Origin of the sequence: Paenalcaligenes hominis, assembly GCF_011927625.1 — a bacterium.
GTDB lineage: Bacteria > Pseudomonadota > Gammaproteobacteria > Burkholderiales > Burkholderiaceae_B > Paenalcaligenes > Paenalcaligenes hominis.
Genome location: NZ_JAATIZ010000001.1, coordinates 569,751 through 590,020, shown reverse-complemented (window position 1 = coordinate 590,020; position 20,270 = coordinate 569,751). Strand labels below are relative to the sequence as shown.

At 46.1% G+C, this 20,270-nt stretch carries 27 protein-coding genes and 1 tRNA gene; 9 read left to right on the top strand and 19 right to left on the bottom strand.

Annotated features, from left to right (window positions below; all coding sequences use genetic code 11):
- Positions 1–28 precede the first annotated feature (28 nt).
- From GGR41_RS02770 to GGR41_RS02750, 5 genes are all read right to left on the bottom strand, one after another.
- Positions 29–1,087: a hydrogenase nickel incorporation protein HypB gene (locus GGR41_RS02770; RefSeq protein WP_167660536.1), complete on the bottom strand. Its 1,059-nt coding sequence runs from the start codon at positions 1,085–1,087 to the stop codon at positions 29–31.
- Positions 1,087–2,517 carry a DUF4055 domain-containing protein gene (locus GGR41_RS02765; protein ID WP_167660535.1) on the bottom strand — a complete coding sequence of 477 codons (1,431 nt, stop codon included), beginning with the start codon at positions 2,515–2,517 and terminating at the stop codon, positions 1,087–1,089. Before GGR41_RS02765 ends, GGR41_RS02770 begins: the two co-directional genes overlap by 1 nt.
- A complete protein-coding gene (locus tag GGR41_RS02760; protein ID WP_167660534.1) occupies positions 2,514–3,833 on the bottom strand; it encodes a terminase large subunit domain-containing protein in 1,320 nt (439 codons plus the stop codon). Before GGR41_RS02760 ends, GGR41_RS02765 begins: the two co-directional genes overlap by 4 nt.
- The gene (locus GGR41_RS02755) at positions 3,830–4,354 is read right to left on the bottom strand and encodes an HGGxSTG domain-containing protein (RefSeq protein WP_276509328.1); all 525 of its coding nucleotides are present in this window, start codon (positions 4,352–4,354) and stop codon (positions 3,830–3,832) included. The genes GGR41_RS02760 and GGR41_RS02755 overlap by 4 nt, the downstream gene beginning before the upstream one ends.
- Before the next feature lie 164 nt (positions 4,355–4,518).
- Positions 4,519–4,728 (bottom strand): hypothetical protein, encoded by a 210-nt coding sequence (locus GGR41_RS02750; RefSeq protein WP_167660533.1) that lies wholly within the window; start codon positions 4,726–4,728, stop codon positions 4,519–4,521.
- 584 nt (positions 4,729–5,312) lie between these two features.
- Here GGR41_RS02750 and GGR41_RS02745 point away from each other — a divergent pair.
- Positions 5,313–5,603, top strand: a complete 291-nt coding sequence (locus GGR41_RS02745; RefSeq protein ID WP_167660532.1) for a hypothetical protein — start codon at positions 5,313–5,315, stop codon at positions 5,601–5,603.
- 11 nt (positions 5,604–5,614) lie between these two features.
- Here GGR41_RS02745 and GGR41_RS02740 read toward each other — a convergent pair whose 3' ends face one another.
- The gene (locus GGR41_RS02740; protein ID WP_167660531.1) at positions 5,615–5,782 is read right to left on the bottom strand and encodes a hypothetical protein; all 168 of its coding nucleotides are present in this window, start codon (positions 5,780–5,782) and stop codon (positions 5,615–5,617) included.
- A gap of 169 nt (positions 5,783–5,951) precedes the next feature.
- Here GGR41_RS02740 and GGR41_RS02735 point away from each other — a divergent pair, with 169 nt between their 5' ends.
- From GGR41_RS02735 to GGR41_RS02720, 4 genes are all read left to right on the top strand, one after another.
- Positions 5,952–6,530 carry a hypothetical protein gene (locus tag GGR41_RS02735; protein ID WP_167660530.1) on the top strand — a complete coding sequence of 193 codons (579 nt, stop codon included), beginning with the start codon at positions 5,952–5,954 and terminating at the stop codon, positions 6,528–6,530.
- Between the two features lie 181 nt (positions 6,531–6,711).
- Positions 6,712–7,047: a hypothetical protein gene (locus tag GGR41_RS02730; protein ID WP_167660529.1), complete on the top strand. Its 336-nt coding sequence runs from the start codon at positions 6,712–6,714 to the stop codon at positions 7,045–7,047.
- 25 nt (positions 7,048–7,072) lie between these two features.
- Positions 7,073–7,438 carry a hypothetical protein gene (locus tag GGR41_RS02725; RefSeq protein ID WP_167660528.1) on the top strand — a complete coding sequence of 122 codons (366 nt, stop codon included), beginning with the start codon at positions 7,073–7,075 and terminating at the stop codon, positions 7,436–7,438.
- A gap of 138 nt (positions 7,439–7,576) precedes the next feature.
- Positions 7,577–9,346: an AAA family ATPase gene (locus GGR41_RS02720; RefSeq protein WP_167660527.1), complete on the top strand. Its 1,770-nt coding sequence runs from the start codon at positions 7,577–7,579 to the stop codon at positions 9,344–9,346.
- Between the two features lie 239 nt (positions 9,347–9,585).
- Here GGR41_RS02720 and GGR41_RS02715 read toward each other — a convergent pair whose 3' ends face one another.
- The 11 genes from GGR41_RS02715 to GGR41_RS02665 form a co-directional block, all read right to left on the bottom strand.
- Complete coding sequence (locus GGR41_RS02715) at positions 9,586–9,972, bottom strand: DUF1492 domain-containing protein (protein ID WP_167660526.1); 387 nt, start codon at positions 9,970–9,972, stop codon at positions 9,586–9,588.
- Entirely contained in the window at positions 9,959–10,126 is a 168-nt protein-coding gene (locus GGR41_RS02710; protein ID WP_167660525.1) for a hypothetical protein, read from the bottom strand. The genes GGR41_RS02715 and GGR41_RS02710 overlap by 14 nt, the downstream gene beginning before the upstream one ends.
- 2 nt (positions 10,127–10,128) lie before the next feature.
- Entirely contained in the window at positions 10,129–10,467 is a 339-nt protein-coding gene (locus tag GGR41_RS02705; RefSeq protein WP_167660524.1) for a hypothetical protein, read from the bottom strand.
- Positions 10,460–10,825: a hypothetical protein gene (locus tag GGR41_RS02700; RefSeq protein WP_167660523.1), complete on the bottom strand. Its 366-nt coding sequence runs from the start codon at positions 10,823–10,825 to the stop codon at positions 10,460–10,462. The genes GGR41_RS02705 and GGR41_RS02700 overlap by 8 nt, the downstream gene beginning before the upstream one ends.
- Positions 10,812–11,009 carry a hypothetical protein gene (locus GGR41_RS02695; RefSeq protein WP_167660522.1) on the bottom strand — a complete coding sequence of 66 codons (198 nt, stop codon included), beginning with the start codon at positions 11,007–11,009 and terminating at the stop codon, positions 10,812–10,814. Before GGR41_RS02695 ends, GGR41_RS02700 begins: the two co-directional genes overlap by 14 nt.
- A complete protein-coding gene (locus GGR41_RS02690) occupies positions 11,006–11,719 on the bottom strand; it encodes a hypothetical protein (RefSeq protein WP_167660521.1) in 714 nt (237 codons plus the stop codon). The genes GGR41_RS02695 and GGR41_RS02690 overlap by 4 nt, the downstream gene beginning before the upstream one ends.
- Positions 11,697–12,569 carry a conserved phage C-terminal domain-containing protein gene (locus tag GGR41_RS02685; RefSeq protein ID WP_167660520.1) on the bottom strand — a complete coding sequence of 291 codons (873 nt, stop codon included), beginning with the start codon at positions 12,567–12,569 and terminating at the stop codon, positions 11,697–11,699. Before GGR41_RS02685 ends, GGR41_RS02690 begins: the two co-directional genes overlap by 23 nt.
- A complete protein-coding gene (locus GGR41_RS02680; RefSeq protein ID WP_244951419.1) occupies positions 12,566–12,967 on the bottom strand; it encodes a Ref family recombination enhancement nuclease in 402 nt (133 codons plus the stop codon). The genes GGR41_RS02685 and GGR41_RS02680 overlap by 4 nt, the downstream gene beginning before the upstream one ends.
- A gap of 80 nt (positions 12,968–13,047) precedes the next feature.
- Complete coding sequence (locus GGR41_RS02675; protein ID WP_167660519.1) at positions 13,048–13,518, bottom strand: DUF1367 family protein; 471 nt, start codon at positions 13,516–13,518, stop codon at positions 13,048–13,050.
- Positions 13,511–14,038: a phage regulatory CII family protein gene (locus GGR41_RS02670; RefSeq protein ID WP_167660518.1), complete on the bottom strand. Its 528-nt coding sequence runs from the start codon at positions 14,036–14,038 to the stop codon at positions 13,511–13,513. The genes GGR41_RS02675 and GGR41_RS02670 overlap by 8 nt, the downstream gene beginning before the upstream one ends.
- 214 nt (positions 14,039–14,252) lie before the next feature.
- Positions 14,253–14,534, bottom strand: coding sequence for a transcriptional regulator (locus GGR41_RS02665; RefSeq protein ID WP_167660517.1), 282 nt, complete (start codon positions 14,532–14,534; stop codon positions 14,253–14,255).
- A gap of 144 nt (positions 14,535–14,678) precedes the next feature.
- Here GGR41_RS02665 and GGR41_RS02660 point away from each other — a divergent pair, with 144 nt between their 5' ends.
- The 3 genes from GGR41_RS02660 (at position 14,679) to GGR41_RS02650 (ending at position 16,922) form a co-directional block, all read left to right on the top strand.
- Positions 14,679–15,452 (top strand): LexA family transcriptional regulator, encoded by a 774-nt coding sequence (locus tag GGR41_RS02660; RefSeq protein ID WP_167660516.1) that lies wholly within the window; start codon positions 14,679–14,681, stop codon positions 15,450–15,452.
- 73 nt (positions 15,453–15,525) lie between these two features.
- Positions 15,526–15,666 carry a YHYH domain-containing protein gene (locus GGR41_RS13290; RefSeq protein ID WP_167660515.1) on the top strand — a complete coding sequence of 47 codons (141 nt, stop codon included), beginning with the start codon at positions 15,526–15,528 and terminating at the stop codon, positions 15,664–15,666.
- A gap of 128 nt (positions 15,667–15,794) precedes the next feature.
- On the top strand, positions 15,795–16,922 hold the full coding sequence (locus GGR41_RS02650; RefSeq protein ID WP_167660514.1) for a beta family protein: 1,128 nt from the start codon (positions 15,795–15,797) through the stop codon (positions 16,920–16,922).
- Here the strand turns inward: GGR41_RS02650 and GGR41_RS02645 are convergent.
- The gene (locus GGR41_RS02645; RefSeq protein WP_167660513.1) at positions 16,895–17,482 is read right to left on the bottom strand and encodes a sce7726 family protein; all 588 of its coding nucleotides are present in this window, start codon (positions 17,480–17,482) and stop codon (positions 16,895–16,897) included. The genes GGR41_RS02650 and GGR41_RS02645 overlap by 28 nt on opposite strands.
- Positions 17,483–19,780: 2,298 nt before the next feature.
- Here GGR41_RS02645 and GGR41_RS02640 point away from each other — a divergent pair.
- A tRNA-Arg gene (locus tag GGR41_RS02640) sits at positions 19,781–19,855 on the top strand.
- A gap of 83 nt (positions 19,856–19,938) precedes the next feature.
- Here GGR41_RS02640 and GGR41_RS02635 read toward each other — a convergent pair.
- Positions 19,939–20,148 carry a cold-shock protein gene (locus GGR41_RS02635; protein WP_167660512.1) on the bottom strand — a complete coding sequence of 70 codons (210 nt, stop codon included), beginning with the start codon at positions 20,146–20,148 and terminating at the stop codon, positions 19,939–19,941.
- Between the last annotated feature and the right edge of the window lie 122 nt (positions 20,149–20,270).

The following is a 20,270-nucleotide window of genomic DNA, read 5'->3' as shown; positions in this document are numbered from 1 at the left end:
AAGCGGCTTAAATCCATATCGTTTTGTACTACTCGTATTTTTCCCGTAGCTGTTTAAGCGTTAACGGGGTCCCTCGCAAATCCAGTAAATCGGCAAAAGTAATCTTGCCTTCACGCCATAATTCTGCCCGACCTTTACCTAACACCTCCTCTTGAAAGCTTTTGCTTTTACCCTCAAGCCATTGTTCAAAATTCAAATCTGAGCTAACAGGGCCATCCGTACTGGCTCGTTGTGAGCCGCGGAAACCTTGTAGCTTAACCCCGTTAATTTCAATGGGCTTGAGCACGGGCGACTCAATGCTACGACACCCCCAGTGAACAGGAACACCGCCGTTGTACGGCACTTTGTGGCCCACTGGCTTTCCATCCAGTGTCCACTCTAAGCCGTCACGCACTTGGCACTGAATCGTGGTGTGACTATCTAGTGTGCTGACCTGTCGTGTGCCAATCACGATATCGCTGTTTGACTGATACAGCGCTCGGCGGCCAGCTCCTAGTACGGCCTGAACACTGCTATGTACTAAGGAACGTGAGTCGCGCAGTGCCACATCCAGCACTCCTTCACCCGGCAATGACTCATCACTAGGGCCGCGTCCCACCACAGCACGTGCCATCTGCTCTACTGTTAACCCTCGAGCTATCCCAGTACGAACCACCTGAGCAAAACGCTTTTGCACCGTATAAGCTTGGCTTGCCCACCAATCCGTTGACGGTGCGCCTTGTATCAATACATCAGCTGCCTTGAGAGCAATACGCTTAGGCTGCTTTAGGAGTTTTGCGCCAATAGCCGTATTCACCGCTGCAGCCGTGCTCTTTGATGCAATAGGTACCAACGCCTCTAATGCCGCTACCTGCTCTACAGATATAGCGCCATAGCCTTGGTTAATGATTTTAGAGACTTCGCGAATCAGCTTTTCAGCATCACGCTTTGTCCGAATGTCGGCGTTAATCAGTGCTTTACGCACCTCTTTAAGTAAGGCGCGTATTTTGTACTCTAGGTCACTCCACTGGCCGGACGCATAGCGAAGTGAATCGATATTCGCGTCTGTTAACAGCTCGGCAAGCTTACGATCAATGTTATTAGGCATCAGTCACCGCCTTGAGTTTGCTTAAACTCGGCTAACAATCGAGCGATTTCCCCTGACTCTGGTCCATCACTTTCGATCTTGGCTTGCTCCTGCTCCCATGTCGCGTCATCGCTAATTAGACCGCGTCGCTTAGCTTCCTCAAACAAGCCTTGACGACTTAATGCGCCCACGTTGTACATGCCAATCAAAACACCCATGCTTTCAGCGGGCGCACTATCTGGATCAAGGTTAACGTGGACTTGCACATTACCAGGCTTAACAGCCAGCTTCATCCATTCGCCCATTAGCCCTAGCAACTGATCAATACAGTCCTCTAGATTTTGAGCAATCATGCCAAGCCGTGATACCTCTTTGGCGTTTTCCACTTTGGCTTGGGCTGCCGTCATGACGCTAGAGTCAGGCTTAAGCAAGTGGCCACCTGCAATCCGCATCTGCTCCTCAAGGTCTTTGAGGTCATTACGCCCTGACTCAATCGCAGCGCCTGAATGCTCCACGTACTTAATATCACCACCAAGCGGGATATCAATGCCTGATTTAGCCCCAATCACAATACCTGGTTTTTGATTTCCATTTTCATCAAACGTAGGCTGCACGCCAATGGTTGCAAGAATAGGCACACATGCTGTTTCAATCAACGTGTCGAGACTGCTTTGCTTTTGCCAGTGTTTGACGTTTAGCCATGCCAGCTCTAGCAACGGGGGTGTAGCCAACATAAAGCCTGTGCGATTCGCATAGAGCGTGATTAACGGAATCCGATCTAATGTGGTCTTGCCCTGTTTATGCACAAACCAAGCACCATCTTTATTTTTACGGTGAAGCTCATAGCGCCCAATCTCAAGCACACGGATTTGCTCGACCTCTTTCACTCCGTATGGCCCGTCCTCCTCCTCGATCACCTCACGTATGCGCACCTGCGTCAGCACAACACCGCCACCTTGTGTTTCAGAACGCCAGCCTAATATTTGGTCATGTTTAACCAGAACCCCATAAGGCCGGACACCCAAGGCCTTTTCTTCGGCTTGGGTCCTAGCCGTGTTAGGCGGCATATCCACCAATACATGGCTAATCCCGTAACTAATGGCATCATCCATCCAGTCACGAGCAAAAGCATGTAGGTTGCGGTCCTCTGTGTCCACATCCTCAAGTAACACGCGGATCTGCTCGGGCACGCTATCATTAATACCAATAGGCTTCGTAAAAACGCGGCCTACCATGCTATCCACCGCATCCACAAAGGATGGACTTAACGTTGCACGACCCAAACGCTCTTTATAGTCGTCTGGCTCTTCCATGCGTCGCTTTGGTAAATACTTAATGCCTGCCTGACGCATTGCAGCGGTACCACCACGCAAAGCGTCGATCACAGGCCAATTAACGGCCATAGCAGTCAATGCTGGCAGCCTTTGGTCTACAGGTTGTTTGTTGCTCATATTTGTAATGCCCTCTGAATGGCAACTTTCCTATCTAAAGGCCACTCATAATCAATGCAGTAGCCAATTGCGGTAGTAATGTGTTGATATTTGTTTTTATCGTCTTCTTGAAAACTAGAGCCCTCTTTCAACTGGACCGTAGATAAGCCCTTGTCGCACCACTTTGCTGTAACAGGATTCACGTACAAGGAAACAGAGCCATCAGCGCTACGAATCTTGCCTCGCACTGCGTTTTGCCTATCCTTAATAGCAGGGTGTGCTGGTTTAAGTTTGCGAATACACTTCCACCCATTAGCACGTAGCACTTGCTCAATATCCGTATAGTCAGAAGCGTGACCGTGTTTTTCCCCAGCTCTACCCGCCGGGTCCCCATACAAAAAAACCACCTTGTTTTGGTGGTTCTTAAATTTTTCTACAAACTCAATTGCGGACTGCCTTGATACAGCGCTTGTTAAGACAATCTCATCAAGCAGATACAGACTATTGCCACGCCTTACTCCAACTGCCGATGATAGTGGCGTGTAGTTCTGGTCGTGCATCCAAAGCAGGGCCTCATGTGGCTTAATGCGCTCATCCGTATGATTATCCTTTCCATAGTCCTCATAGATTCGACCTGCAGCCGTTTCAAACGATGCCTCAAACTCCTGCCTAAACTGTTTTTCCGACATGGCCCGCTTCATTGCCACAATGACATCATCAGGTAAAATCTCAGCCGACTTCCAGTGAAAAACAGCAAAGTTTGGGTCTTGCCCTGATTCTGCCCTCTGGCATAGGTCGTAGTAATGGTTCAGTCCGTCCGGCACGCCTAGCAGCCATGCCCACGCCCTGTAGTCAGGATTGGTAGGGTTAACTGTGTTTAGGGCTGGTAGTATATTTGCTTCCCATGCATCCGACTTAACGTCAGCGAACTCATCAATGCCGCCACCTGCCCATGGGATACCTTCAATACGCTGTGGCTTGTCTAAGCCAATGACATGAATCTCACTGCCATTTGGTAAATAGATAATGCGATCCGATTCACTAGGCCGCTTTGTATGCAATGACGATAACGTGAATGCCTTTAAATCATCCCAGAAAATCTTCTTCGCCTGGTCATGAGTTGGAGCTGCAGCAAAATACTGACCTATCTCTCTGTTGGCCTGCTTAACCAGAAAACGCTTGAAACGCTCTGTCTTGCCAGACCGTCGACCTGCTGGCACTAAAGGAAAACGAATACCATTTGGCACCGCATCTATTAACGCCAACTGCACAGGGTGATCTTTTAAGGGGTACCAACGCGCTAACTGGCGATCTAGTAGTAAGTTGCCTGTCTTCATGTTGGTAGCTTTTCAATTAACTCGGATAGCAATCCAGCCACATCATCTGAGTGGCCTGCTTTATTAGCAATATCTGCACGTTTTGCCTCTAGGTCACCAATTCGACCCAGTAAGCGATTAATAATATCCTCGTATGGGCGACGCTGACGCTGCACCGTTTTGCTCTTACGTGATGACTCTTCGCCACCTTCGGATTCATCCGCCTGCTCGATAGTAGTCGTGCTTTCCATATCGAGATCCAGTCCACCCTCAGCTTCAGCGGCTCTTTGGGCAATCATCGCCCGACGTAGCTGCAAATGAGCAATCCGAATCGCATTGTCCAGATTGCCAATTTCTACTTGCTCCCATAGCTCTTGCTCGTCTACATCAATTGCATCCGAGTAAATGCCATGGGTTCGGGCATGTTGATTGCCCTTATGTGTCACTGTGGCCTTGCCACCGTGCATGCGACAACGGCCGTTTGTCATAGCCCTGTTTTTGCACGGTAGGCCACTGCGGGTTTTGGCTCCGCAATGTGCCATATCCTTACTCCTCACAGGGTTTGCATGGGGTGTTTTGTTTTTGGGGTGTCTTTAGGTTAATTTACGACCACCGAGAGCGGTAACCGCCTTACGTTTAGTGGTCAGGTTTTATCCATAAAAAACCACCTGTAAAGAGGTGGCAATAAATACTACTAAATAACCTGTTAGATAAGACCTTTAATCGGCACTAGGCCTTTTGAGCTTCTTTTTTCTTTTTCTGGCAGGGGCGTAACTTGAGTCCATGAAATCTTACTCCCTTCCATTGCGTCATCTAAGCACCCATACCAAGCGGTGCCATCGTCCGCTACTGCATAAAACTCAGTTTCATTGTCAGCGCCAGCCAAAGGGGTTAGCTGCACAAATTTCCTAGTCATAAGTATCTCCATGTAACATTGTTATGGAATCTAAGTATAACAACTCAAGAAGCCCTTATGAGGAAGACCGAAATTGCAATCACAATATATGATCTAGAGGTTTATCGATAGCATGCCTCGATTTTTCAACCTCTCCACTAGTAGAGTATTTTTACAAGGCTGCTTATGATAAAAAAAGCAATCGCCAGTTTAAGATAAAAACCCGATGTCCCCTTTCGGAGCAAAAAGCCAATAAGCTCTACGAGTTTCATAAATATAACGCCGCACGTTATAAAAATGATGGATACCGCAGCCAAGCCAAGTATTGACATCAAGAGCATCTTTGGCTCTGTAAATATGATTTGTAGCCATCCTAAAACTAATGCCCCAAAAAACCAAAAACCAAAAATCGCTAAGCAAACACAAAATATAATCTCTATTATTTTTCCCACTACCTGACTCTCAAAAAAACTTTAGACTGAATCATACATAGTGTTATAAAAACAGTCGATCTGAGGAGACACAAAAGTCCATTAGACCTAATAGCGATTTACATTAAGCAACAGTGAGATACATTTAAAGCTCTTCATTTAAAAGGAGCAGAAATGGCTAAATACAAAATAGCTCATGTTAGAGAGCAGGGGCAGCAAATGATTATCGCTCCCCTAGACTCATCCTTTCACAACAAGTCGCAGCAAGCCCAAAGAGAGTTTATGAACGCCTTCCAACTAGCTGCGTCATCTGCAGGGCTGGCAGGATCCGTCGTTCTTATCTGGGAATATGGGAACTCGATTCACTTCATGGCACCGCAACAATGGCATCCTTTTTTCAGGAGCCCTGGAATCTATCAGATGGTTATGTCAAACCTTAACAAAGAGCTGACGATTCGAGTTTAAAAACAATGAAGCTACTCAATTAGCCCCAGCTCGTTTTTAGCAATCAAAACAGCCGACTCAAGAGCTGCAATAATTTCCTTAAGCTTTCCATCTTTACGGTGTGACATAAAAGTCATACCGATTTTTTCGCTTTGAGACCAAATAACCTCACCATTAGTATCAAGTATTCGAACTTGCATAGGTCACTCCATACATAAAAAAACCACCGACTTGCGGTGGCGTAATAAAAAAACTCAAGTAATTGACCCTCAATACAGCAATCCAGCCCCATAAACCCCTACATATAGAGAATATGGAACTGATAGTGAAGTGCTAAAAAAAAGCTTTCAATGTTTACTGGAGAGACCTTTGTTTGAAATAGTTGTTTGCCTTCTCACTGTAATTTCAATTCTTCTGACTGCTGCCCTGTTTTACCTAGGGTACATGTTTTCCCAGCATACTAAGATAAGAAAAATGGCGCTTCAGAAAAGACGACCTAACAGCCCATCAGCCTCCGAGCCTATTCAACAAGAATTTTTGAAAATCTGGCTAGAAAGTTACAAAAGCTTCTTGCTTCACTATGAAAAATTAACAAGTTTTTTACGCATCGTTAATATCGCCTGTATTGGCTTCACTCTTAGCCTAATTGAAAAAGGGAGAATTAAAGTATATGTACCATGGGCCGAACACAGCGAAGTATGGTTCAAAAGTGGCTCTATCTCCCTCTTTGCCTTCGCTTGTGCTCTTTTTATATTGGTGGGCCCTATAGAGGGCTTGGCTCACAACTCTCGAGATACAGCAAACCGTATAGCAAGCGACCTTAAAATGCACGCCTGCAGCTTTGAGTCTCTACCCGTCGTAAGGATTTCAACAAAACATTTCATTTTTTTAGGCTTGTCGTACCTAGCAACATTTGTCGGAATAGGTTTTTTAGTAGCTTCCCTCTAGGCTAAGAGGCCTTTCGGTAACATAAAAGTCCTTTATGCACTTTAGCCTGCTCATGACTAGGCGTGCAACCTGCTTCAGCGGGGATAAACCTTAAAAGCTTACTCACCACAACTCCAATAAAAACCGCCCTTCATAGGGGTGGTATAGTTCTTTCATTGCCAATTAAGCTAAGGGCCCAATTATGACAAACATCTTTCTTTTTACTTTCCCGGGTATTAAGCACAAAAATATCGAAAGGCTAAATTTTACTAAAACTGAAGATGGCTGGAATATATCAGGCACAACCCCTCATAGCGGGAACTGCGACCCAGATGGAGGTCAGCTGCTGATTTTAAATTTTCGACAAAACGATACGTTCTACCCTAATAGGATCGATCTCTTCTTAGAACGCATCTGGCAAGACCTTGAGGACAACTCAATCAATGAGACTCAAGCCCAAGCGAGATTTGATGATTTGGGCGCTTGGCTTAAAGGAGTCAACAGTAGTAAGCCACAATGGAAAGGCTACAACACTTAATTTCCGAATCACCAAAGGAAAAGCTATGTACGACAGAAATGAAGCGCTAAGAATTCTCAAATACCTAAATGGTTTACAGGAGGAGGTAGGCCTCCTAATGAAGCCATTACCGCTCCAAGGTAGAGCAGAGCTCCAGTCTCGGCTTGCAGCTCTAAAAGAAAAAGTGAAAAACGATCATAAAGAGCTAGGTCGGAAATCTACAAAGGGAGGTCTTACTCAAGCCGAACAGTTGTTTCTATCTACCGCCCTCCGACAAATCAACAGCGCCTTCATGATAAGAGCTAACACCACACCCCTCTCACCAAAATGGAACAGAGGGCTGCTGGCTATCGAAGGGGAGGTAAGCTACTTCATTTTCAAAGTCAACGAGCAGCTCGAAAAGGACGCGTAAAAAAGTCCACTCAAAGGCGGGCGCTGTTGCCACATACAGTTTCATTGGTTACCAAAGCGGGTTGAATTAAAAAAACCTAACCATTCAACTAAAACGCAAGTCAATCAAAGTCACTCTTAAGAACACGGATCTCACAGTATGAGTAAATTCCTTCAGGGACTAGCTATTAATAACTATAGAGGAATAGGAACTGCCGAACAGACGTTAGCCCCCCTCTCTAATATAAATCTTTTAATAGGGCCTAACAATTCCGGCAAATCAGCTTTCTTGTCATTTATCTCTGAGCATATCAGCCACTTTAAACCGATCCAGAACTCAATTTCAGCCAAAAGAAACCAGTCTTCACTTAAAAGCACTGATGTCCACCTGAGTGCTTTAAATCAGGAAATGAGCTTTCAAGTTGGGTTTGATCCGACCTCGCTCCGACAAGCAATTGTAGGCAAAACAAATCCTAAATCCCCGTTTACTCGTCAAAAAGAGCAGGCTAGAAATAAAGCCTTTGAGTCGCTAACAACAAACGGGCTGATTTGGCTTTCCTTCTATACTCGATCCCATATGTTTATTGAAAGCAGCGGCATCAAAGGGTTGACTTACCCCCCGCCAAAAAGTGGGGAAAGTGACATCTATCTGCTATGGCAAGCGCTTCATCCAAACAGATCAGGAGGGGACGTTACTGACTGGCTAAACGGAATAATTCAAACTCTTACTGACTTGGCCTGTTTTGCGTTTCCCGCTGTTGCCTACATTCCTGCTATTAGACAAATAGGTGGGCCTAATGAGGCCTACGAAGATATGTCAGGTAAGGGACTAATAGACAAGCTTGCCGAAATTCAGAACCCTAGTCTGGCGGAACGAGAAAAACTTGAAGACTTTCAAAAAATAAACTCCTTTGTTCAGGCGGTAACTGGAGATGTTTCTGCTGCACTAGAAATACCACACGACCGGGAGCATATTCTAGTTCATATGAATAGTCGCCTCCTACCCTTAGACTCGTTAGGCACAGGCATTCATGAAATTATTATGCTTGCGGCCTTCTGCACTTTAGCTAAAGATCAAATAGTGTGTATTGAGGAGCCTGAGATCCACCTTCACCCCACGCTACAGCGAAAGCTTATGAGGTATCTGGCTGCCAAAACATCTAACCAATACTTTATTGCAACACATTCAGCCGTATTGATTGACACCCCTGGCGCTGCTATCTTCCATGTTGCCCTAGACAAGGATAATCAAACCACTATTAAGTCAGCATCCACCCCATCCGAAAGATATGCTATTTGTTCTGATCTAGGGTACAAAGCATCAGATTTAGTTCAAGCCAACTCAGTAATTTGGGTTGAGGGGCCCTCAGACAGGATATACATAAAACATTGGCTCAACGCTATTGATCCAACCTTAACAGAAGGCCTCCATTACTCCATAATGTTTTATGGCGGCAGACTTCTTAATCATCTATCTGCCGATGACTCTGAAATAGATGAGTTCATTAAACTGCAAAAACTAAATAGAAATCTAGCCATCGTCATCGATAGCGACAAAGAATCTGCTAGAAAAAAGATTAACGAAACAAAAAAGCGGATAATTAGAGAGCTTCAATCTTCGGGCGGCATAGCTTGGGTAACGAAAGGCAAAGAAATCGAAAATTACCTATCGGAAAGTCTGCTAACTGAGGCCCTGATGCAGATTTATCCTGAAAAATTCGATGGTCTTTGTAAGACTGGCCCATTTGAGTACGTACTTCCTTTCAAGAACAAGCCAAGCCGGAAGAAGGGAGCAAAACCAATTACAGAAAATCCAGACAAAATAAAAATAGCCAAAGCTATTGCTAATCAAGACGCCGACCTAAATATTCTAGACCTAAAAGAGAAAGTAAATGAGCTAGCGCGTATGATCCAGATGGCCAACGCTTAAAAGCAACACGCATACAGCTAGAGTCTCGTTGAACGATTTTCCCCTTGATCTAGGGCCACGCTATTAGCCGTGCGCACAGCTACGTTCAATCCGAGTGGTATAGAGCAAAAGCCAAGACTCTAGCTGTATACGCAATAGGAAAAACCCCGCATCCGCAGGGCTCACAAAATCGGCTGACAACTCGACAGCCTACGTGTTTTATTATGATTCGGTCTAGACGATATGGCAACGAGTCTAGACTAAATAGATGCTGTAGGCTGTGTATATGTTTCTGGTCGGTGGTACCACATCTTGTGTCCTACTTGCTTCGTAGCAAAATCCAGTCGGAAAAAATACAAAGACCTGGATATACCTAAATCATCCATTTTGGCTTTTGCGGGTCCCGGCTTAACGTAATGAGCGGTAATTACCGCCCTAAAATCAGGGTGTAACTCATTGATCTCTGCATCAAGCCTACACAAATCATCATCTACCAACAGCACATCTGGTTCCGGCACTCTACCTGATCCATCCACCACAACATTATGAAACGCCGACTGACTAGGCAGCCCTAACGCTCTACGGTTCTCCCCACGCTTCCAAGCACCCCACTCACTCAACAGAATCTCGATATTACTTTTGCTCATTCGATGCTGCCCCATTTTTAAACAATTTTTCTAACCCCTCTTTAGCCTTATCAGCCTTATTGTGCTTTTGATTGGCCTCGTACTTGGCTCGCTCTCTACGCACAAAATCCACATGCTTACTTGGGTCGCCATAAAGGAATCTAGGTAGAGCCATCTCTACCCCTCCAACTGCGTAACTAGTACGCCAAAATGACCGCCTAGCTCTTTAGCCCTAGTAACTATTTCGTCAGTCGTTTTTCTTGTCTGTGGTGCAAACTTCAAGAACTCAACCTGATCCACCGCATAAGCAGCATAAAAATTTGCGAATACTTTATTTCCTGCCCTGGCTCTAGCCACCACATGCAAATACCCTTTCTGCTGGGCTTCAAAAACAGCCCTGCGAGCTTGCCCCTCGCTAAGTTGGGTTGCTCGAATGATGTCAAACACAGACATCGGCGCCGACGAAGTTTCTACTACCGATCGCACAAGCTCAGCGTTTTTTTGTGTTCTACGCATGCCCCACCTCCACCAAAACAAATCCTTTCTTCGCCGGATCCAAATCTACGTCAATGACAACAGGTCGAAAAATACTGTCATCCACGCCTAACGCCTTAGCAATGCCATCTAAGTGATGCTTAATCGCTCCATGCATGCCATCCACATCTCTACGTATGCGATTGGGCATGTAAAACGTAATGCGCAACGGCTCTCTTTCCGAAAACCCAACCTTGCGCGTACCTAATGCCGTTTTCGTCAGCATCAAGCCCACAGTTCGTGCTTTCTCCTTTTGCACTTGGAACGTGCCCCAGTGACGACCGCCCTTGGCATTCGGAAATAATGACTTGTGTGGCCACGGCAATTTAATTTCTAGCATCGAGCCACCCCTTACGTTTTTCGATCACATCAGCCTCGGCTTGGCTAAATCGGCTGCACCCATGTTCACGCATTGCTGGGTAGTACGAATGCCGGGCGTCATGACCGCACACGCCACAGCCTCGATGCGCCATCTGCCCTGCATCACGCAAGCTAAAGCTTTTGCACTCAACGCACTGAATCATGCCCCTGCCTCCATGCCTAGCGCAGCTTTAGCCGCGTTAACCGCAAACATCGATTTACCCTCAGGGTTTTCCAAAATACGTTTAGCCCACCGCTTATGGTCTTTGCCGTTGCTTGCCAAAGCATCGCTAGCCATGCTGCTAACCTTGCGTATTTGCGCCTTACCCTCTTCGGTCCGCGCTGGGGCCGGCAAGGCTTCTACCACTGGTGGAATCTCAGGCCATTGCCCTAGTGCCAACTGCTCACCAAAGGCTTTCTCCCAACGGGCTTTAAGCTGTTGGTAGGACTGGTTCATCATTTCGTACTGCCCTACTGCCAAAGCCGCGTAGAAAATGGCTGGGTGGGACCAGTCGCCTGTCTTTCCTGCGCTTCGCGCTTGCATGCCCCGAACTGCTTCAAAAAACGCTACATTCGGCTCTAAATGTGGTCGGCAGGCCTTTAAGAACTCCGGCAAGCTTGGTGGCCAGTTGAACATGCGAATGCAGTTTTTAAGACCAAGCGCTACGTCCTGAGGTGTAATGCGCTCATCTGCAAATGCTTCGGCCCACGCTTCTTTCCAGTTTGAGATAGCAGACACATCACGGAAATTAGCAGTGAATTTACTGGGATAAATGCCATCCAGACGGTTGTACAGGTGATCCATCATCGAGATACCGTCTAGTTTTTCACGAGGCTGTAGCCACACGTTTTCAAATGTCGATAAAACTTGCATCAGTGGCTCCTTGTTGTGCTTGTTGGCGGCTTATGCGATTGCGGTTTATGTACTCCGTTGGGTCGAACCTCCCCGAGCTCTGGCCGTTACTTGCGCCTTTGTTTGGCAATGGCTGCGTGAGTTGTCCCACGTAGTTGTCGTACTTCTTCGGACTGAACAACGTGCTTGGCCGCAAGTACTGCCGCATCTCTGGGTTTTGCAGCCACTCTGAGCATTTGCGGTCAATCACTCGGCACAGCTCATCCTCAGTCGCCCCGGCTTTTAATCGTGAGGCAATCAGACGCATGTGTGAGTCAGCATGACGGAATGCAGATCCGGTTTTCAGGTTTAGGTGGTCAATAACTCGTTTGCAGACTTGAGCTGTGCTATCGGGCTTTTCATCCCCAGGCGCATTGTCGGGCTTGCTCGACAAAGAGTTATTGGTAGATTCTTTTATTGGTATAAAGTCTTTTATTGGTTGTTGTAGGTTTTCCGACTTGTCGGTCGACCGAACTGTGGATTCACCGACTTGTGGGTTTTCCGGCATCTCGGTAATCACTGGCTCAAAATTCACAATAATGCGTCTGCCTGCTAGTTTCCCCGTCTCTTTGCAGCGATTGGCTTCATATTTAATTAAACCTAGTGCCTCTAGATGCGACATGGCTCTTGAGTAGCGGTCACGACCAATACCAAATCGCTTTTGCAACCATGTGCCGACAACAGTCCAGTTGTTATCTTTGGTCTGCAAAAACGTCCAAATAGCCAACGCATCAGGATTAGTGATTGCATCCACGGCTTTATTGCTGATTGTTGAGTACGGCTTCCCGGTAGCGTGAAAGAGCGTTGCAGAGCCTTTTTTAATGGTTGTCATAGCCTCACCCCACCTGCATTACCCAAAGCCTCTACAGCTGCCTCTGGCACGTCATATCCGCCATCACGTAGCAGACCATGACATGTCTGCAGCAAACTTAGCTCAGTACCATACTGCTGCTCAAAACGGGCTTTCCACGGATGCACAGCAATCAATCCTGGCACACCGGTACCATCTTGATGGTGCCCGGCACATAACGGAAGCACGAGCCAATGAGCATGCGGCTTAGTACGCCCATCTATGTGATGAATGCTCACCATCGGCTGATGATTGCCGTCTAGGCGGCAAGCGATACAGCCTAGGCTTGCTAACGCATCGTGATAACGCTTTTGCTCTGCTGTAGCTGGGTTACCTTTCATGCCTTTACTACTCATTTTGGCTTTAGGATTAATTTTCATCGGCTTGCTTAGAGCTGATTTTTTGAAAGGCGTACGCTTCATTGGCTTGCCGCGTTTTAGTGTTGAGTTGTGAGCTTTCATTATTCAAATTCCTGTAAAAGCGATTCCATTGCCTGCCCTGCTGCTACGTCCTCAACGTGAGGCCATAAAAAGCGAGTAGCTTGCGTAGAACGTAAAAAACTCACTGCTTTAGCGTGATGCTCAGCAAACTCCACATCGTCCAAACGGTCGTAAGCGATTGATTTGGGCAGCGCGACCATACGGCCATCAGGCCCAGGCACAAATAAGCAATGCCCTGCGCCGACCTCAACCCAATTACGAAAATCATTTGGGTGAGCAAATTGCTCTTGGTTGTCGAAAACCAAGCCAAGCATGGAAAAGTGACGGCGGTGAAAAGGGCCGCTACGAGGGAAGTGATGCTCAAAGCTAATTGTTTCCCCGAGCCGTAAGTCTTTGAGCTTATTTTTAAACCGTTGATAAGCACGTTGATCTACTGGGGTCAGTCCTTCTAATCGCCCTTGCTCATTAAGGCGTAGTGCAACCTTAGCCATGTCTTCCTATCTCCTTAACTCGCCAACGGGTCACGTTACGGATGACCCGAAAACACAAAACAATCAGCACGCGCGCCTTGGCTACCACGAGCTCACGCTCTTCCTCGGTAACTCGACCGTCTGCTGTAGTACTAGTAATTGCTGAACACATTTCACCTAGCTCAGAGATGGCTTTAAGCCCTTTGCGATTAAGAGCATCAGCCTCATCGTCAAAACCGCCCACAGGCTCAGTAGGCATTTCCACAACACTCAAGCCTAGCTGTTCATTTGCGGCAATCAGCCAGTCTTTAGCTGTGCTGTGGCTGCACACAAAGGCTTGTAACCACTCAGTTAAGAGAAAAGCCATATCCAGATCTAACTGCTCGCCACCTGTTAGTTTCCGACGGAGCGATTCAGGATGGATGGACGTATTACGGCGTTCAGTTAAAAACGCAGCGGCATCATTAATACCGCCTGGTGCCTGACGCACCGAGTTATAAAGCGCATCGCGCCAATTTAAAGAGGAGAATCGTTTTGTCATTGGGCTGAACCCTCGTACATTTCAACGTTTCGCTAACCGCGCTGGCTAACTATGATGAAAATGCCAACTTTCATGCATTGGGAGAACGTTATGTTGAAAATCACACCTGATACGGTGCTAACTAAATTTGAAAAATCTGAGCTTATGGAACGAGCTCTTGATCTAGCGTGTCGTTATTTTGAAAATCCAACCGATGACCACATTGACTGGGTGGCTAATCGGCTGGGGTGGAATTTGCTGCGCGGTGAGACTGAGGCTGGGGCTGTGACGATTCATTGACTACTAGCTCAGGCCAGATCTCATGCCAGTCATTCGGGCGGAGGTCTTTACGAGTAACCGCCCCTTGAGTCAAGCGCTCAATAACAGCGCAGCGCTCCACAGGAACAGGCCGTAGTCCGCGCATCCATTGATAGATATTTGCTATCCCGATATCCATCTCTTGCGCTAGCGCTCGCCTTCTCTCAGGGTTATCTTTTAAATAGGTCTGTATATCCATGAGATAAATAATAGCAAAGCTATTTATTAATAGCAATAGCAATGATAGTTGCCACTATTAATAGCATTGCTAAACTTTGCATAAATAGTAAAGAAGAGGCGTCTTCACTCTCTTTGTAAAAGGGTTGGCGATCTAATAAGCGGAATGGAAGAAAAGGAAATAAGCATGCAAACGGAGATGGCCACTGAAGCTGGACACATCGAACTTGAGGCCCAGAGCCTTAAACGCTTATTCGATGAGCGGGCCAAATTAAGCCAATCGGCTTTTGGGCATGAGTTTGATATCGGAACTCAAGGCATGGTTTCTCAATATCTGCTAGGGAGGAGACCCTTAAACTTAGCCGCAGCAATGAAATTTGCTAGAGGTTTAGGAGTAAGCATCGGTGACTTTAGTCCTCGATTAGCTAGAGAAGCTAGCGAGGCCGCTGCAATGACAAAAGAGCCTCTGCCCCTCCAAGAAATAGAGAGAACGAGATCGGAGAAAAAGAGACGTATCAAGATAGATATCTTAGACGTCACACCCTCAGCAGGACCTGGAGGGGTTCCAGTTGACTACCCCGTAGTTGAGGACTACCTGGAGGTCAACATAGAATGGGCGCAAAAGAATCTCGGAGGGCATCTAAAAGACTTTAGAGTTCTACCTGTATCAGGAGACTCTATGAGCCCTACTATCAATGATGGGGATCTGGTTTTTGTTGACACCTCGGTAAAAGCTTTTGAACGTGAAGGCATTTACGTCATCATCTGGAATGAGCGCCTGCTAATCAAGCGGCTGAGAGTTAATTTTGAAACTAACAAGATAGATATCATCTCAGACAACGTGAGTGGCTATGGGGCGTACTCCATTGATGCAACTAGTGTGAACGATTTACATATTTGCGGGCTAGTCAGACATTGGTGGTCACTTAGAAAGAGTTAAGCTGCAGCCCCTCGTGGGCTTTTTGTTTAGGCTTAAAGTAACAAAAATTATTATTTATTGTGGAGACGTAAGCATGAAAAAACTTTTCGCAGCAGCAACACTAGCAATTCTCTCGCTTAGTTTTGTAGCAGATGATGTTTGGGCGCACTCAGGTCGTACTGATAAGAATGGCTGTCATATGGATAGGAAGGCTGGGACAAGGCACTGTCACTAATCTAAAAGATTAAGGCCTCGTGGGATTTTACTTAGGTCTAAAGTAACGACACATAACGATTTAGAAGTAAATGCGCCATAAGTAGTTTTCTTTCTTAACGGCCGAAGGCCATTACCAAAGGAGTTAGGATGTACATACCATTAATTCAAGCTGCGCAGAATGATGTAAAAGCATTACTTAATCTGGAGGATAGCATTAAAGAAAAAGTCATCCCTCTTATGGATATCTGCGGCAAGGCAGATACCCACATCAGTAACTTTTGCAGCAAATGGCCTGAAAACCATTCTTTTTTTATTGATTGTTCTCCTGTAGGCATCGCTCTAAGCAAAGCCCCTAACCAGCAGCAAGAAAAGCATTTAATAACAGACTTAAATCTTGATGATCCGAGCAATAGTTTTATAGCTAGACAAAACTTTTACCAAGGCCTTAAAGCGATCCATAATAGCATTATCCCTGCGGTATCTTGGGAGGGGGTAAACGCTACCCGAAGAGATGTATCTCGTTTTGCTATAGACCTATTAGCAGACTTTAACGAGATAGCTGTTAGAGTTTGCCTTTGGAATGAAAAGTCAAATCACCTTGCCAACCTTGACTACACAAAAGCAATTTTAGATGCTGTTGATGACCAAGCAAGAGTTTGGTTATTAATAGACCAGGGCCCTCTGGATCACCCTAACGACTTAACGACATCAGCCAAAATCAACGATTACCTAGATGTGATCAACTCAACAGGCTTAAAAGGATGGGCTGTAATAAGCACTTCTTTCCCAGACAAAAGACCAAGCTCCGGCTCTCAACAAACGGCCATCTCAATAGATTTCGGCGCCCAATCCCTGCTTACTACACCTAATACTACCTCTATAAGAGCATATGGGGATTACGCCTCTTCCACTCTAGGCAGCGCCACTGCTTTTGTCATGGGCATGCATATAATTCCTTTTGCCAGTTATTTAAAAGATTTTGAATGGTGGCTTGCTAGAGAAGGCTCAAATATGGAATATGATAAATATATAGATCTCGCTAAGGATCTAGTTGCGCTTCAGCAATTTCAGGGGCCCCACTTTTGTTGGGCAAATGAGCAATATGACCGTATTTCTAAAATCTCTGATCCTGCAAAAAAGGGCTATGGGCATAATGGAACGTGGAATGGGTATAGAGCAAACCAACATATAACTGAAATCATACGTTGTATTGCATTTTATGGATTTCCAGCTCCTTTATCTAGTCCTCAGGATGAGGATTGCGACGATATTTGATATTCCGAATAGCGTCGTTTTAGCGCCTGCAGCACAGCTTCTCTAATTTTCGCCTCCGGAACCTTGTTTAGCATTTCCAGACGAGCTTCAGCGAGGCGCAAGCTTCTTTTTACCTTTTCCCCCGCGCTTACCAGCAATAAATCTACTTCAGATCTCCATAGGAGCTCTGCGTGCGCCTCTAGGCTCTGACTCTTGTTTTCCTTAGCCTCTTCCAGCACTACCACCCCGCCGTAATTATCTAGCACCATCAGGCCCACGCAAGGATTTAAAGCTTCATATGCCTTTTTTAGGTGCCGCGAGTGAACGCAGAGCCAAACCTTGTCAAAAACTGCTAAATAAGCCTTTTGCTGAGTCTCCCAGCGACTCATCCGGTCATTGGAAGACTTGACCTCAAATGCCGTTAGCTGTCCATTTGCTAAAACTAGGTCAGCTCGATTCTTTCGTTCAAAAAAGCACATCTCTGACACGAGAACATCCCCTTTAAGAACTGGCAAATGCGAAACCACCCACCTCCTAAGGGAGTTCGTTAAAAGTGATACTGAATTCAACTGATCACTCATTTTAGCCACTCCTTCAGTCAACATTTAAACTAAGAGCATTATACAGAAGGCATGTAGAAGAGCCAGAATACCTTAATCTTTAGAGCTTCTTTATTGCTACTGCTGACCTACCTTACAGCTGATGAATGACCTCTAGCCCTGCCCTCGCAGGGCTTTTTGCTATATATGCCCGCCCTAGAGCGGGTTTTTTGTGTCTGAGTGAGGCGCATCTTCATTATTAAACAGCAAACTAATAGCAAAGCTCTTTACTTATTTAAATAGCTTTGCTATTATTGATTCAACGCTACACAAAACGACACGCAAAACCAGCCACGGTCGAGCGAATCGGTAGCCTTAGATCTTTAACAATTGGGATAGCAATAGAGGGTGCGCTGGATGCACGCTTGAGGGTTTAGGTGCGAGACGCCTAGCGCCTCGCCTCCTCGGTCAGAGCAAAATAAATGTGAATACGGTCAACGCATAAATAATATTGGCCACGTTCACCTTAATACTTACCGTTACAACCACGTTCTTTTTCATGTTTAGCTCACGAAAAAGCCCGTACCGGTACGGACATTAATCCGTATGTATTTTGTTCGCGCCCTGGCTGGCGCTAGTGATTAGGCTTCTAGAACACCGTCTCACAACACAGCAAAGCATCTCGCCTTGCGGTGTTCGGCTTAACGCTTAATAAACGCATCCGCTAGGCCATCCGGCCGGTCCGAAATCCATCGGGTGCAACTTGCATTTACGCCCCGCCTCACCTTTAGCGGTTTATCAGTCCGCAACTAGAGCTGATGACTCTAGTTCTTCAAGTATAGCTGAAACGCACACCCTCTATTGCTATCCCCTGCGCGTCATAAAACGTTGCCAGCCTTAACTAGTGGTTTAGTTATTGAATGGGCAACCTGCCGACATCCTGCCGGGCAGAAGAAAAACGGACAGAAAACCCCACCTCCTATCAGGCTGTTAGAGTCAGCGTTAAGAGATAGTCCGGGTGGGCTTTCTAGTGATGTATAGCTAGACGCCTAACGCAGTGATGCGCAAACAACGGGACGGCGAGGTAGTCCTTAGTTTATTTTTGATGATTTACGTGGGCGCTCTGCTCTTCTTTTTTAATTTCTAAATATCTATGCTTTTGTGGAGCGCCAATCTAAATCATTGCTTATGACCGGTTCCTTTTAAAAGTGATTGTTGCGTGGAGACCCAATCGTAGTTAACTGGAGCTGGTCACCCTAATTTGTAGTCTTCCGCGAGGCTTTTGCAGGCCTCTTGCATACTAGCTGCGGTACGCGGAAAGCAGCGAACGGTAGTGAATAGTGATTCACAATAAGCGCCAGAGCTAGACAACTTAATTCAAAACATAAAGGGGTTGCCGCGTAAGAGCAGCCCCATCAATTCAGCGGCGGTGTGGATGTTATAGGCACTATGTATGAGTAAAATAAAATCTGAATGCGTGGTATGCGGGGCAGTCTTTTTCGTTAAGCCGTATGAGATAAAGCGAGGAAAAGGTAAATGCTGCTCTCTATCTTGCGCGTCGAGCTTATCAGCAAAAAACAGGGTGTGCCAAAAAGGAGAAAATAACCCCAACTGGAAAGGCGGCATCAGCAAAGACCTTACGGGAAGGCTAAAAGCTAGGAAGAAATATAGAGAAAGCGACCAAGTTAGGTATCTGGCTCATAGGGAGACATATAACGCAATACGCCGTGGAGATCTAGTGAGAGGGGATTGCGAGGTGTGCGGTAAGAGCAAGGTGGACGCGCATCACGACGATTACAGTAAACCGCTGGAAGTAAGGTGGCTGTGCAGAGAGCACCACATGCAACACCACGCTAGATTAGATGAAGAGCAGCTAGGTATCAAGCCCTAGCCCGCTGAATTGATAAGTCTTCACCTATCGGGCTGACATCCTATGTCATTAAAACGGGTTCCCCAAAGCGAGCGATTAGCAATGGGCGGCAGCCATAGCCGTAATGCGGCACTGACATGAGTGCGAGAGTGTGGTTTAGCGTATTACTAGGTTTGGCCCTAAAGGTTATTCTTGGTTTTACGTGGCATGTGACACCTCGGAGAGACGAGGGCTATCAATCGAGACGCAGCAGGCAGTTAGGTGCATCACCTAACAAGATCGTTCCGCAGCCCCTGCAGGCAGTGACCGGTTACGTAAACCCCTCTTAGGTTTGACAGCTAGGAAAGACAAGCCGTCTCGATTGATAGCAAGCGCACTGACTACAGTGTATTTATTGTTATCACGTCTGGGTCTGCTAGTAAGTTGGACGTAAAACAAGTAGCAGCGACTAGCCCGCGTAACGGGCATAAGCGCCCATAGTTAAATGGATATAACTCCCCCCTCCTAAGGGGAGATTGCAGGTTCGATTCCTGCTGGGCGCGCCAAAAAAAATAGGCCAAACCCCATATTCCAAAGGTTTGACCTACTTTATGAATGTGTAGCCCGTTCAATTAGAACGAGCTCAGCATTACGCTATTTCAATTTGTGTTGCTGCTGGGCCTTTTTGACCTGCGGCTTCAACGTAAGAAACGCGTTGATTTTCCTCAAGGGACTTGTAACCGTCCATTTGGATTTCGGAGTGGTGAGCAAAAAGGTCTTTACCACCATCTTCTGGTGCGATAAAACCAAAGCCTTTTTCGTTATTAAACCACTTCACAATACCAATTTGTTTTTTCAAAATAATAAATCCTAAATATAAAACCGGGGAGAAAAGCCCCTACACAACTATCGCACCTATGAGCTTGTAGCGATAGCTTTTTATGCAAAAATCACATAACTACAACAGTTTTTCGGAAACTA